Raw genomic sequence first — 13,935 nt, forward strand, 5'->3', positions numbered from 1 at the left:
GTTGGTCTACCGTCGGTGACATGGCCATGAACCTCTGCCATAGGTGGTGCTGCAGTTCGAACCGCTGGGCGAAGGAAGTGGAAACCCACCTGCTGCCGACCGTGCTCGCCGACGTGGAACTGGGCGACAACACGCTGGAGATCGGACCCGGATACGGCGCATTCCTACGGGTGCTGGTCGACAAGACGCCAAATCTCACCGCGGTTGAGATCGATGCCCCGATAGCACAGCGGCTGCAGCGGCTCTACGGCGATCGGGCCCGCATCATCAACGGCGACGGCACCGATACAGGCTTGCCGGACAACGAGTTCAGCTCGGTGGTGTCGTTCACCATGCTGCATCATGTCCCGACCGCGGAATTGCAGGACCGGTTGTTCGCCGAGGCGTTCCGGGTGCTCCGGCCCGGCGGCGTCTTCGCCGGCACCGACGGCGTGCCGTCGGTGGTGTTTTCGATCCTGCATTTCCGCGACACCTGCAATCCGATTCCGCCGGAGACGCTGCCGGATCGCTTGCGCGCCGCGGGTTTTCGCGACGTGGACGTCAAGGTCGGCACCGGCAGGCAGCGCTGGCGCGCGGTCAAGGCCGCCTGATGGAAAATGCGCCGTCATCGCGACTGGCTCGGCTGCGCCACCAGTGGGACGAGCGGCTGGAACCCGGTGAGCAGGCGACGATTCTCGCGTGGTTGTCGTTCACCGTCACTTTCGTCGGGGTGCGAGCCCTCACCCACTGGATCCGCGCGGGCCACGGTCCCTCGGGGGGCGGTGTCAGCCTGGGCGGCAAGCACTTTCATCACTACAACATCGGCATCGCGCTACTGGCGACGGTGGCGGCGGTCGGCCTGCGCGGGACGGAGAAGCAACGCCGCCACCCGGCGGCCGCGGTCGCTTTCGGCTCGGCCAACGCACTGATCGTCGACGAGCTGGCCCTGCTGCTGGACCTCAAGGACGTCTACTGGGCGACCGAAGGGCGCGAGAGCGTCGACGTCGCGATCGGCGTCATCGCCACAGGCGCGACGGTCGCAGCGGGCATGCCGTTCTGGGCGCATGCCCACCGCGCGCTGCGCTCGCGTTCGTGATCAGTTGATGCGCCCGATCGGCCCCCGAGGGGGAACGGGGACCTGCGATGACGACGACGGCGGGTATCTCGGCGGGATCGGCTTGGGGATCGTCGTCGTGGTTGTCGGCGGCGAGGCCGGGTAGCTCGGGGGTGTGACCCGCACCGGCGGCGGGAGGGGAACCGGCAGCGGCACCGGCACGACGACGGGCGGCGGTGGGGCCTGCGGCGGGAGCGGCGAATTCGGAATCGCGGCCGCGGGTGGCGGCGCGTTGGCGGGCAGCTGCGGGGGCAGGTTGACCGGCCCCGGGTTGTTCGGGTGCGGCTGCGGCGGCGGCGCTTGGGGCGGCGCTTGGGGCGGCGGCGCTGTGATCGCCGCCGGTGGTGTGTTGGGTCCGGCGGGCGGGGGTGTGTTCACCGTGACGTCCGACGGGGCCACCGCGGTTTTCTGGTGGTGCAGCAGCAGGAACATCAATCCGAGGGCGACGAACACGATGCCGGCCAGCACCGTGGCGGCCTGGATGTGGCGGGTGCGACGGCTCGCCGCGGCGCCGGGTTGACCCGCGCCGGCGCCGCCCTGCTGGTGGAGAGCTTCGGTAGCCGCGTCCGGGTGCGAATCTCCGGTGTCCGCGCCCATGGGGCTGTCGGCGGATGTCAGCTGGACCTTGGTCAGGGTCTGTCCGCGTAGCCACCAGGGCGCCGCGACGAATATCGGGGCCACACCAAGCAATGCGGCCGGGGTGACGAGGTCGCGACGCTTCCGCTCACAGGTGCTGCAGTAGTCGATGTGCCGCGCCACACGTTTGCGCAGGAGGACGGTGAACTTGCCGTCCCAATTCGCCAGGATCGCGCCGAGCTCCGGGCAGCCCTGGGGATTGCGCTGCGCGCGGCGGGCGACCAGCAAGGCACCCAGCGACCGTTCGACCGTGTCACGCATGCGCGACACCAGCTTGGTGGCGTTGTCGGGGCTGACGTCGAGCGCGGCCGCCAGTTCGGGCCCGTCCAGGCCGTGGCGATAACTCAGTTCCAGCACCGTGCGGTCCCGGTCGGACAAACCGCCGGCGGCCTCGGCGACCAGGTCGGCCAGTTCGGTGCGGCGTGCGAGCGTATCCGGGCCGGCATCGAAGGACTGCGCCTCGGGCAGCTCGTCGGAGACGTTTTCGCGGCGACGCAGCCGGAGGCACCGCAGGGCCTCGTTGCGTGCGATGGCGTAGAGCCAGGGGCGTAGTTTGTCGGGGTCGCGCAGCGTCGACAGTTGGGCCGCCGCAGTGCAGAACACCTCCTGCACGCAGTCGGCGGCGGCGTCGCGGTCGCGCACCATGCCGACGCAGAAGTCGTGCAGCCGGTCGGCGTAGCGGTCATAGATTCCGGCGAAGGCGGCGCGGTCGCCCGCGACGGCCGCGCCGGCCAGCTCGGCGTCGCCTGCCATATTCCAGTCGGGCAGTGCGGTCATGACGTTGCTCCAGCCAATCCGGCGCCGGGGACCCATCGCGCGGGGCCCGGCCCATCCGCTAAGTGTGCGCGCATTTTGCTGAGTTGGCGCTGGTTAGTCAGATTTCTTCCGGGAGAGCACGGTGAAGGCCGGACATACCGGCCGGCCTTCACCGCTACTACTACTTCTTGTTCTGCGGGGGCAGTTGGTGGCAGGCCAGGCACTGCGTTGGCGCCGATTGCACCGGAATGCCGCCACCCGGCTTGGGGCCGATCGGCTTGCCACCGCCGGAATTGCCACTACCCGACTGGCCACTACCGGACTGGCCGCTGCCCGAGTTGCCGCCGCTCGGCTTGCCACCACCCGAATTGCCACTACCCGACTGACCGCTGCCCGACTGGCCACTACCGGACTGGCCGCTACCGGAGTTGCCGCCGCTGGGCTTGCCACCTGAGTTGCCGCTGCCGGACTGGCCGCTACCGGAGTTGCCGCTACCGGAGTTGCCACTGCCGGAGTTGCCACCGCTGGGGTTATCCGGATACACGGGCACCGGGATGGGTATGGGCACGATCACCGGAGGCGCGCTCGGGCCGTCGGCCGGAGGCGGGCCAGGGTCGGCGGGCGGGGGCGCCTGCACGGTGACGACGGGAGCCGGAACGTTCACGTTGGTGGGAACGATCGGCCCCGCCGGACCCGCGTCGGCCGGGGGAACGACCGCGGCCGGCGCCGGGGCGACCGGCGGCGGTGGCGCCACATTCGGCGTCTGGGGCGCCACCGAACCGACACTGGAGTTCGGAGCCACGACGGCCGGCTTGGGCTTCGGACTCGTCCCGGCGACGAGCATCACCCCGAACCCGGCGACCAATCCAAGCGCGGCGATCACGGCCGCCACCACCAGCGCGTTCGCTCCCCACCATCGCCGCTGCGCGGGCTCCGCGGGGAGGTCGTCCTCGGACTCCGCGGTAAGGCGGTCCTCGACGTGCGCGGGGGTGTGGAGAGATCCGTCCTCGATCGCCGGATCGCCCAGCGGGCTCGACGCCCACGCCTCGGCGGCGGTCAGGTCCTCGTGCGGGCTCGCGGCGACGGTCAGGTCTTGGTGCGGGGCAGCCGCGACGGTCAGGTCGTCGCGCGGGACCGCCCTGAAGGTAGCCGACTGGGAGTCTTCGATGGTGCTCATGGCCTGTTCCTTAACTGTGGTCGCGGCCCCCTTTGGGTCGCATTCACAGGTATGAGCAGCCGCCGGTGGTCACCCGGACACTTTTTTCGGAACTTTTTTGCGGAGCCTTTCCCGGCCCCGGCGCCGGCCCGGTCCTAGGCCTTGGCGATCGCCACCCGCACGCCGTCGCCGATCTCCGCCGCCTCGGCGGGCTCGCCGAACTCGAAGCTGGTGGCCAGGATCTCCCCGGCGATGAGGTCTCGGTGGGCGCGGGCCCAGTCGGCTCGCTCCGCGGGCACCGACATCACCACGCTGATGCGGTCGGACACGTCCAGCCCGGTCGACTTGCGCAGTTCCTGCAGCTCGCGGATCCGGTCCTTGGCCCAACCCTCGGCCTCCAGCTCCGCGGTGACCGTGCCATCGAGGACGACGAGCCCGGCCCCGTCGGGCAGGGCCGCGGTGAATTCCGGGTCGGCGGCGACCAGGCGCGAGCTGTACTCGTCGGGTTGCAGCACCGCGGGGCCCGCGGTCAGGGTGCCGTCGGGGTTGACGACGCCCTCCCCCGCCTTGACCGCCTTGATGGCGGCCTGCACGTCCTTGCCCAGGCGCGGGCCGGCGACGCGCGCGTTGACGGTGAGCTCGAACCGGCCGTAGGTGTCGATCGCGTCGGTCAGCTCGACACGCTTGACGTTGAGCTCGTCGGCGATCAGGTCGACGAACGGCTCCAGCCGCCGCGGGTCCTCCACCGCCACGGTCAGTTTCGGCAGCGGCAGGCGCACCCGCAGCTTTTTGGCCTTGCGCAGCGACGACGCGGCCGAACAGACTTCGCGGACCTGATCCATCGCGGCCACCAGCTCCGGGTCGGCGGGCAGCACGTCCGGCTGGGGCCAGTCGGTCAAGTGCACCGAGCGCTCCGCGGTCAGCCCGCGCCAGATGATCTCGGCGGTCAGGGGCAGCAGCGGGGCCGCGAGCCTCGCGGTTACCTCGAGCACGGTGTGCAGGGTGTCGATCGCGTCGCCGTCTTCTTCCCAGAATCGCGAACGCGACCTTCGCACATACCAATTCGTCAGCGCCTCGGTGAACTGGCGCAGTTGCTCGCAGGCCCCGGAGATGTCGCACACGTCCATGGACCGGCTGAGTTCGTCGCGCAGCACCGCGAGCTTGGCCAGGATGTAGCGGTCCAGCACGTGCGCCGAATCGGTGCGCCAGGCACCGACTTTCGGCGCGTAGAGGGCCAGGAAGCTGTAGGCGTTCCACAGCGGCAGCAGGACCTGCCGCACGCCTTCGCGGATGCCCTGCTCGGTGACGATCAGGTTGCCGCCCCGCAGGATCGGCGACGCCATCAGGAACCACCGCATGGCGTCGGAGCCGTCACGGTCGAACACCTCGGTGACGTCCGGGTAGTTGCGCAACGACTTGCTCATCTTCTGGCCGTCGGAGCCCAGCACAATCCCGTGCGCCACACAGGTTTTGAACGCCGGACGGTCGAACAGCGCGGTGGCCAGCACGTGCAGCGTGTAGAACCAGCCGCGAGTCTGGCCGATGTATTCGACGATGAAGTCGCCCGGATAGTGGCCGTCGAACCAGTCGCCGTTTTCGAACGGGTAATGCACCTGGGCAAACGGCATGGAGCCCGAGTCGAACCACACGTCGAGCACGTCGGGGATCCGCCGCATCGTGCTGCGACCGGTGGGGTCGTCGGGGTTGGGCCGGGTGAGCTCGTCGATGTAGGGCCGGTGCAAGTTGGTGGGCCGCACCCCGAAGTCGCGTTCGAGCTCGTCGAGGCTTCCGTAGACGTCGATGCGCGGGTAGGCGGGATCGTCGGACTTCCACACCGGAATCGGCGTGCCCCAGTAGCGGTTTCGCGAGATGGACCAATCGCGGGCGCCCTGCAACCACTTGCCGAACTGGCCGTCCTTGACGTGTTCGGGGTACCAGGTGATCTGCTGGTTGAGTTCCACCATCCGGTCGCGGAATTCGGTGACCGCGACGAACCAGGACGACACCGCGCGATAGATCAGCGGATTGCGGCACCGCCAGCAGTGTGGGTAGGGATGGTCGTAGGTTTCGCGGCGCAGCAGGATCGGCTTGTTCACGGCCGCGGGGCCACTCTGGTTCTTCAGGTCGCGGATGATCTGGGCGTTGGCGTCGAAGACGTGCTGGCCCTGATAGTCCGGGACGGTGGCGTCGAACCGGCCCTTCGAGTCGACCGGGGTGACCGGTTCGATGCCCACCTTGTCGGTGGTGGCCATGTCGTCCTCGCCGTACGCGGGCGCCATGTGCACGATTCCGGTGCCGTCCTCGGTGGTCACGAAGTCGCCGGGCAGCACCTGAAAAGCGTTGGCCCGCCCCGGTTCTGGGTCGGTGAAATACGGGAACGGCGGCACATAGTGCGTGCCGAGCAGGTCGGCTCCGCGGTAGGTGCCGAGTACCTCGGGCGGCTCCCCTTCTTCGAGACCCAGCTCGCGGGCGTAGGCGCCCAGGCGCGCCTCGGCCAGCACCAGGCGGCGATCGCCGGCCTTCACCTGCACATAGGTCACGTCCGGATTGACCGCAACCGCGAGGTTCGACGGCAGCGTCCATGGCGTCGTCGTCCACACCAGCAAGTAGGCGCCCGCCAATTCGCCGTCGGGTACCCGGAATCCGACGGTGATCGCGGGATCCTGGCGGCTTTGGTAGATGTCGTCGTCCATCCGCAATTCATGGTTGGACAGCGGGGTTTCGTCGCGCCAGCAGTACGGCAGCACCCGGTAGCCCTCGTAGGCAAGGCCCTTGTCCCACAGCTGTTTGAAGGCCCAGATCACCGACTCCATGTAGGACAGGTCGAGCGTCTTGTAATCGTTGTCGAAGTCGACCCAGCGGGCCTGGCGGGTCACATACGCCTGCCATTCGTCGGTGTAGCGCAACACCGATTCACGGCAGGCCTCGTTGAACGCCGCGATTCCCATGGTGTCGATCTGGGACTTGTCGGTGATGCCCAGCTGGCGTTCGACCTCGAGCTCGGCGGGCAGCCCGTGCGTGTCCCAGCCAAAGCGGCGCTCCACCTTGGCGCCGCGCATCGTGTGATAGCGCGGGACGATGTCCTTCACGTAACCGGTGAGCAGGTGCCCATAGTGGGGCAGGCCGTTGGCGAACGGCGGGCCGTCGTAGAACACAAACTCCGGGGCGCCGTCGCGGCGGGCGATGCTGGCCCGGAAGGTGTCGTCGCGCGCCCAGTACTCGAGGACCTCGAGTTCGAGCGCCGGGAAGTCGGGTGCCCCGGCGGCCAACTTCGGGTAGGTCAAAGCGTCGTCTCCCTGTGCCAGTTCTCAGGCCGGGGACGACGACGCGCTAGCTGCGCGAGCGCCGCGGTACCACCCCGCTTGCCGCGCTGCCGCGCGACCGCTCGTGACAGCTATGACGGGCCTACCCGTTCGGTTCTACTGGGCCGCAATGGCCGTTCTTCCGAAGGCTCCCCGGTGATGGCCGGATCGATGCCGCTGCGCCGATTCTAGCCGGTGGATCAGGCGCGGACTTCGAGCACGCCCGCGCGCCACAGCGCCGCGTAGGCGTGACGCAGCGGAATGCTCAACAGACGGGCGGCGCCGTTCACCAGCGGGTCGGCGCCCGGGCCGAAGATCGGCACGTCGACGCGGCGGGTCACCTTCTTGGGCGCGGGGACGTGGACGGGCGTGTCGGCGCGCACGACCGTAAGCGCGGGCTTGGGTGCCGCGGTTGCCAGTTCGTCGTGCAGGGCTGCGGTCATGGTCGCCTCCTAGACGGAATTCAAAACGGGGACTAGCTGGACTGACGTGTCCCGTCCCGTACTGGTTCCGATCCGAGAATGCTTGGCCGGTAAGCCTATTGGCGTTGCGACGACTCAGCCGAGAGCGTCGCGCCGGAAGCCGGATCGGGACGGAACGGAGCCCGGACTTCGGCCCGGACTATCGCTGGAACTCATACGTCCCTCACCTCCTCTACGGCAACGACGCGTGCGGTCACCCGCACGACCTGCGCGCACAAAGGAGTACAGAAACCGACGACCGTCGGAGATCCGCACCCCACTCGTCAGAGCTTCGGCACTACACGACGTGTCCTGGCCGGAAACAATCCGAGCCGGAAGCCACCTGGGCTCAACCCTTAAGCCGGGAGGAGCTGTCCTGACCCGGGGCGTCTTTGGACGTTCGGGGTCAGTGGCCTGTATTCGTGTAGACGCCTCACCTAACGAGGTGCCGTCACGATGATGCACGAAGGGCGGAAGACCGTCAAACTCGGGCGAGTGCGCCGGCGCGTCGTGGTGCTCACTTCTCGACCAGGTCCTCCAGCCGCCCGATCGTGTCGATGAACTCCTCGACCATGTCGAGCACCACCGAGCGCGTCGGGCGCACCCGGTCGAGTGAACCGACGACCTGCCCGACGAAGTAGGTGGCGAGCTCGCGCGCCTTGGCGCCCGGGTGGGCGGCGGCCTGATTGATGCGCACCTGGTATTCGGTGATCAGCGCAGTCTGCAGCGGCATGCCGAGGGGGTCGGGGCTGTCGGGCCGCTCCCATTCGTCGGTCCAGGCCGTGCGCAGCATCCGCGCGGGCTTGCCGGTCATCGACCGCGACCGCACGGTGTCCGAGGAGCTGGCGGCGAGGAACTTCTCCTTGACCACCGGGGCGGTTTCCGCTTCCTCGGTGGTCAACCACACCGATCCGCACCACACGCCCTCGGCCCCCAGGGCCAGCGCCGCCGCGATCTGGCGGCCCCGGGCGATCCCGCCGGCGGCGAGCACCGGCGTCGGCGACACCGCATCCACCACTTCGGGAACCAGGACCATGGTCGCCACCTCACCGGTGTGCCCGCCGGCCTCGGTGCCCTGCGCGACGATCAGGTCGACGCCGGCGGCGGCATGCCGCCGCGCGTGTTGCGTGGTCCCCGCGAGCGCGGCCACCAGCACGTCGTGGTCGTGGGCGCGCTCGACGAGGTCGACCGGGGGCGGGCCGAGCGCGCTTGCTATCAGCCGGATGTCGTGGCCGAATGCCACGTCGAGCAGCGGCTCGTAGCCCTTGGGCGAGATGTTGAGCCCGCCGCCGGAAGGCGCGCGCGGCGGCTCGGCGGTCGCCGGGATGCCGTAGCGGGTAAGGAGGTCGTCGACGAACGCGCGGTGCTCCTCGGGCAGCAGCGCGGCGACTTGTTTGGCGTCGATTCCGCCCTGGTCGGCTCCGACGTACTTGGGCGGCAACAACAGGTCGACCCCGTAGGGCTTGCCCCCGGTCTGCTCCTCGATCCAGGTGAGCTCGCTGTCCAGCCGTTGCGGGCTGTGCGCGACCGCCCCGAGGACTCCGAATCCCCCCGCGTTGGTGACCGCCGCGACGACGTCGCGGCAGTGGCTGAAGGCGCAGATCGGGAACTCAACGCCGAGCTGCTCGGCGACTCTGGTTCGCATCGCCCGACGCTAGGAATTACTGATGGATATGTCAATCGATTGCGGACCCGGGCGCGCGGCCGTCCGGCGGCCAGCTGGCCACGCCCTCCTCCAACGGGATCTGCAGGCTCTGCAGAATCGACGCGACCATGCGCCACGCACCGATGGCGGTGACGAGTTCGATGAGAACCGTTTTGTCGCCTTGCAATTCGCGTTCGCACGCCGCCCAGCTCTCGGCGCTCACCGCGCCGTCGCGCACGACGTCGTCGGTCGCGGCCAGCACCGCCCGCTCGGTGGGCCCGAACCCGTCGTGTTCGCGCCAGTTGCGCACGCCGAGCAGGTCGTCGGCCGTCACGCCAAGCCCCGACGCGACGCGCCAGTGCTGCGTCCACTCGTAGTCGCATGCGGTGAGCCAACCGATCCGCATGATCACGAGCTCGCGCAGCCGTGAGTCGAGGGCGCCGTGCCACAACATGGTGGCGAGCAGGTCGTTGACGGCGCGCGCCAATTGGGGATGGTTCAGCAGCACCTGAAATATGGACAGTTCGGCCATGTAGTTCGGCACGGCCGCCTCGTCGGCGGCGGCCTTGGCCTCGCCGAGCGGCAGTCCGGGCACGCGGGCTGTGGTCATGGGGTGAGCATTCCACGTACGGGCGGGATTCAGGATCCAGCAACGAACATCACGATTAGATAACGGTTCGGCGAATTCCCTGCGCGCTGCGCACGCCGATAATAATGTCGCCCCTGCTATCGGGGCGGCTGACGTGCGGGAAAGCTCCTGACACCGGGCAACGTCAATTGAGCGAACGTGGGCACCCTCGATGGCCGGGGAGGGGCCACGTATTGCGTCAAGCAGCGAACAAGCTAGTTAGCCGTTGCCGTCAGGAGGCAGCGGCATGTCGTCTCGCTCAGATTCGGCCTGTTCGTCGCCCACTATGAGCGCCACACCGGTCACTCCGGTTGCCGTTATCGGCATGGCCTGCCGGCTTCCCGGCGGCATCGACTCCCCGGAGCAGCTCTGGGAGGCGTTGCTGCGGGGCGATGACCTGGTCACCGAAGTTCCGCCCGACCGCTGGGACGCCGACGATTACTACGACCCCGAGCCGGGTGTGCCGGGCCGGTCGGTATCGAAGTGGGGCGGGTTCCTCGATGACGTCGCCGGCTTTGATTTCGAGTTCTTCGGGATCAACGAGCGCGAGGCCACGGCGATGGACCCCCAGCACCGGTTGTTGCTGGAAACCTCCTGGGAGGCCATGGAGCACGCCGGGCTCACTCGGGAGGCGATGACCGACTCGCCGACCGGTGTGTTCGTCGGCTTGACGCATGGCGACTACCAACTGCTGGCCGCCGACGCGCACACCGCCGAGGGGCCGTACGGGTTCACCGGCAACAGCTTCAGCCTGGCGTCCGGACGGATCGCTTACACGCTGGGGCTCCACGGTCCCGCGCTGACGGTGGACACCGCATGTTCGTCCGGCCTGACCGCGGTGCACCTGGCCTGTCGCAGCCTGCACGATGGCGAAAGCAACCTCGCGCTGGCCGGCGGCGCCACGGTGGCATTGGATCCGCGGAAGTTCGCCTCGGGATCGGCGGAGGGCATGCTGTCGCCCACCGGACGCTGCCACGCCTTCGACGTCGAGGCCGACGGGTTCGTATCGGCCGAGGGTTGCGTCGTGGTGCTGCTCAAGCGGTTGCAGGACGCGCTAAGAGACGGTGACCGGATCCTGGCGGTGGTGCGCGGCACCGCCGTCAATCAGGACGGTCATACCGTGAACATCGCGACGCCGTCGGAGACCGCGCAGACCGCGGTGTACCGGGCGGCGTTGGCCGCGGCCGGTGTCGATGCCCGCACGGTCGGCGTGGTCGAGGCGCACGGCCCCGGCACGCCGGTGGGCGACCCGATCGAATACGCCAGCCTGGCCAAGGTTTACGGCGTCGACGGTCCCTGCGCGCTGGCGTCGGTGAAGACCAACTTCGGCCATGCCCAGGCCGCCTCCGGAACGCTGGGGCTGATGAAGGCGATCCTCGCGCTTGACCACGGTGTGGTTCCGCGGAATCTGCATTTTACCCGCCTGCCCGACGAGCTTGCCCGAATTGAGACCGAACTTTTTGTGCCGCAGGCTAATACGCCGTGGCCCAACAACTCGGCGGCGGACACACCCCGGCGGGCGGCGGTGTCGTCGTACGGGTTGTCGGGAACCAATGTGCACGCCATTGTGGAACAGGCCCCCGAAGCCGTTGAGCCCGAGGACATCCCGGCCGAAGCGGCGACGCCACTACTGTTCCCGCTGTCGTCCACCTCCGCCGAGGAACTGCATCGCACCGCCGGTCGCCTGGCCGAGTGGGTGCAGGAACACGACGACGTGGCGCTACCGGATCTGGCCTATACCCTGGCGCGTCGGCGCGCGCACCGCCCGGTGCGAACGGCCGTCATCGCGAGCACCCTGCCGGAGCTGACCAAGGCTTTGCGCGACATCGCCGATGGCGGCATGCCGTATCAGCCCGCGGTCGGACGGGACGACCGCGGACCCGTGTGGGTATTTTCCGGCCAGGGTTCGCAGTGGGCGGGAATGGGCGCGCAGTTGCTCGCGAACGAACCCGTGTTCGCCGCCACGGTCGCGCAAGCCGAGCCGCTGATCGCCCTCGAATCCGGGTTCTCGGTGACCGACGCGATCTCGTCGCCTCAGGTCGTGACGGGTCAAGACCGGATTCAGCCGACGCTGTTCACGATGCAGGTGGCGCTGGCGGCCACCATGCGGGCGTACGGAGTGCGCCCCGGCGCGGTCATCGGCCACTCACTCGGTGAGGCCGCGGCGGCGGTCGCCGCGGGCGCGCTGTCGCTGGAAGACGGGGTGCGTGTCATCTGTCGCCGCTCGCGGCTGATGTCCCGCGTCGCCGGCGCCGGTGCCACAGCGTCGGTGGAATTGCCTGCCCAGCAAGTGTTTTCGGAGCTGATGGCCCGCGGTATCAACGACGTCGTGGTGGCGATCGTGGCCTCGCCGCAGTCGTCGGTGATCGCCGGCGCGGCCGAGACGGTTCGCGAGCTGGTGACGGCCTGGGAGCAGCGCGACGTCATGGCCCGCGAGGTCCCCACCGATGTCGCCTTTCATTCGCCGCAAGTCGATCCGATCCTCGACGACCTGACCGACGCGCTCGCAGAGCTCGACCCGAGGACACCGGAGGTTCCGTTTTACTCGGCGACCCTGTTCGACCCGCGCGAACAACCGGTGTGCGATGCCCGATATTGGGCGGACAACATGCGCCGCATGGTCCGGTTCGCCACGGCCGTGCAAGCCGCCATGCAGGACGGCCACCGGGTCTTCGCCGAGGTGGCACCGCACCCGCTTCTCACCCACGCTCTCGACCAGACGGCCCGCAGCCTCGATGTCCCGGTGGCGGCTCTGGCGGGTATGCGGCGCGAACAAGCGCTGCCGTACGGGCTGCGTGGCTTTGTAGCGGATCTGCACAGTGCGGGCGCGGCGGTGGACTTCTCGGTGCTCTACCCGACCGGGCGCCTGGTCGACGCGCCGCTGCCGACCTGGACGCACCGCCGGTTGTGGTTGAGCCACGACGGCCCGGAATCCCCCACGCACGGTGGCTGCACCGTTTCGGTACATCCGTTGTTGGGCCCGCACGTGCGCCTGCACGAGGAACCGGAGCGCCACGTGTGGCAGGCCGACGTCGGCACCGCCGCCCAACCGTGGCTAGGCGATCACCAGATTCGCAACGTCGCCGTGCTTCCGGGTGCGGCGTACTGCGAGATGGCGCTGATGGCCGCGCAGACAGTGCTGGGCGAGACCTCCGAGGTCCGCGACATCGTGTTCGAGCAGGCGCTGCTGCTCGATGAGCAGACCACGGTCGACACCTCGGCATCGTTGTCGTCGCCGGGCGTCGCCGACTTCACCGTGGAGACAAATCAGGGCGGCGAGCAAGCGCGGCAAGCTACCGCGGTCCTGTCCGCCGCGGAGCATGGGCAACCGCCCGCGCTCGATGTTGCCGCGCTACTGGCCGCGCATGGCCGCCGCGAGGATGGCGCCGCGGTGCGCACGCGCCTGGGCGAGCGTGGCGTTCAATACGGTCCGGCGTTCACCGGCCTGGGCGCCGTGCACATCGACGAGACGGCGTCCGGCACCGTGCTGGCCGAGATCGCGCTGCCCCGCGAAATCCGTTCGCAACAAGACGCATACGGCATGCACCCGGCTCTGCTGGACGCGTGTTTCCAGTCCGTCGCGGCGCATCCCGACGTCGAGGCCATGGCCGGGCAGGTGCTCGCGTTGCCGCTGGGCGTCCGGCGGCTACGCGCATACGGTGCCGCTCGCAATGCCCGCTACTGCTTCACCCGGGTGACCAAAGCCGACGCCACCGGGATCGAGGCCGACATCGACGTGCTCGACGAGCACGGGGCAATCCTGCTGGTCGTGCAGGGCCTCCGCTTGGGCTCCGGAGTCTCGGAGAGCGCACACCACCAGCGGGTGCTCGACGAGCGGCTGCTGACCATCGAGTGGCAGCAGCGGGAATTGCCCGAGGCGGAATACGCCGACCCCGGCGCGTGGCTGTTGATCAGCACCACCACCACTGCGGACGTGGTGGCCACCAGTTTGACCGACGCGCTGAAACACCATGGCGCACAATGCACCACGATGTGCTGGCCGCAGGGCGCCGACCACGCCGCAAACACTGCGCAGCTCGAAAATCATTTGCGCGCAGCGGGATTCACCGGCGTGGTGATCCTCGCCGGACCCAAAAACGGTCACTCCGACGACCACTCCCCGCTGCTTGGCCGCGAGTACGTGGAGCATGTGGTGCGTATCGCCCGCGGATTGCCGGACATCGCCGGCCAGCACCGCCTGAGCGCCGCGGGTGACGACGCACAGGCGCGGCGGCCTGTCTCAAGCAGCGGGGACCGA

General features: G+C 69.0%; 9 protein-coding genes and 1 riboswitch. Of the genes, 3 read left to right on the plus strand and 6 right to left on the minus strand.

Translation table 11 applies throughout. The features are described from left to right. Positions 1-20 precede the first annotated feature (20 nt). Both A5747_RS07220 and A5747_RS07225 read left to right on the plus strand, forming a co-directional pair. Positions 21-590, plus strand: coding sequence for a class I SAM-dependent methyltransferase (locus A5747_RS07220; protein WP_076122968.1), 570 nt, complete (start codon positions 21-23; stop codon positions 588-590). Next, positions 590-1,075: a hypothetical protein gene (locus tag A5747_RS07225; protein ID WP_076122969.1), complete on the plus strand. Its 486-nt coding sequence runs from the start codon at positions 590-592 to the stop codon at positions 1,073-1,075. The genes A5747_RS07220 and A5747_RS07225 overlap by 1 nt, the downstream gene beginning before the upstream one ends. Here A5747_RS07225 and A5747_RS25215 read toward each other — a convergent pair whose 3' ends face one another. From A5747_RS25215 to A5747_RS07255, 6 genes are all read right to left on the minus strand, one after another. Next, the gene (locus A5747_RS25215; RefSeq protein ID WP_076122970.1) at positions 1,076-2,506 is read right to left on the minus strand and encodes an RNA polymerase sigma factor; all 1,431 of its coding nucleotides are present in this window, start codon (positions 2,504-2,506) and stop codon (positions 1,076-1,078) included. It lies immediately after the preceding gene. A gap of 160 nt (positions 2,507-2,666) precedes the next feature. Continuing rightward, a complete protein-coding gene (locus tag A5747_RS07235) occupies positions 2,667-3,662 on the minus strand; it encodes a hypothetical protein (RefSeq protein ID WP_076122971.1) in 996 nt (331 codons plus the stop codon). A 134-nt stretch (positions 3,663-3,796) separates the two neighbouring features. After that, the gene (gene ileS / locus A5747_RS07240; RefSeq protein ID WP_369805016.1) at positions 3,797-6,925 is read right to left on the minus strand and encodes an isoleucine--tRNA ligase; all 3,129 of its coding nucleotides are present in this window, start codon (positions 6,923-6,925) and stop codon (positions 3,797-3,799) included. Positions 6,926-7,143: 218 nt separating this feature from the next. Continuing rightward, positions 7,144-7,386 carry an Rv1535 family protein gene (locus tag A5747_RS07245; protein WP_076122973.1) on the minus strand — a complete coding sequence of 81 codons (243 nt, stop codon included), beginning with the start codon at positions 7,384-7,386 and terminating at the stop codon, positions 7,144-7,146. 287 nt (positions 7,387-7,673) lie between these two features. After that, positions 7,674-7,856: riboswitch (M-box (ykoK) riboswitch) on the minus strand. Between the two features lie 65 nt (positions 7,857-7,921). After that, positions 7,922-9,049, minus strand: a complete 1,128-nt coding sequence (locus A5747_RS07250) for a nitronate monooxygenase (protein WP_076122974.1) — start codon at positions 9,047-9,049, stop codon at positions 7,922-7,924. A gap of 31 nt (positions 9,050-9,080) precedes the next feature. Further along, positions 9,081-9,659, minus strand: coding sequence for a carboxymuconolactone decarboxylase family protein (locus A5747_RS07255; protein WP_076122975.1), 579 nt, complete (start codon positions 9,657-9,659; stop codon positions 9,081-9,083). Between the two features lie 304 nt (positions 9,660-9,963). Here A5747_RS07255 and A5747_RS07260 point away from each other — a divergent pair. Then, a partial coding sequence (locus tag A5747_RS07260; RefSeq protein WP_198938142.1) for a type I polyketide synthase occupies positions 9,964-13,935 on the plus strand: 3,972 nt, incomplete at its 3' end.

The organism is Mycobacterium sp. IS-836 (assembly GCF_001954275.1).
GTDB lineage: Bacteria > Actinomycetota > Actinomycetes > Mycobacteriales > Mycobacteriaceae > Mycobacterium.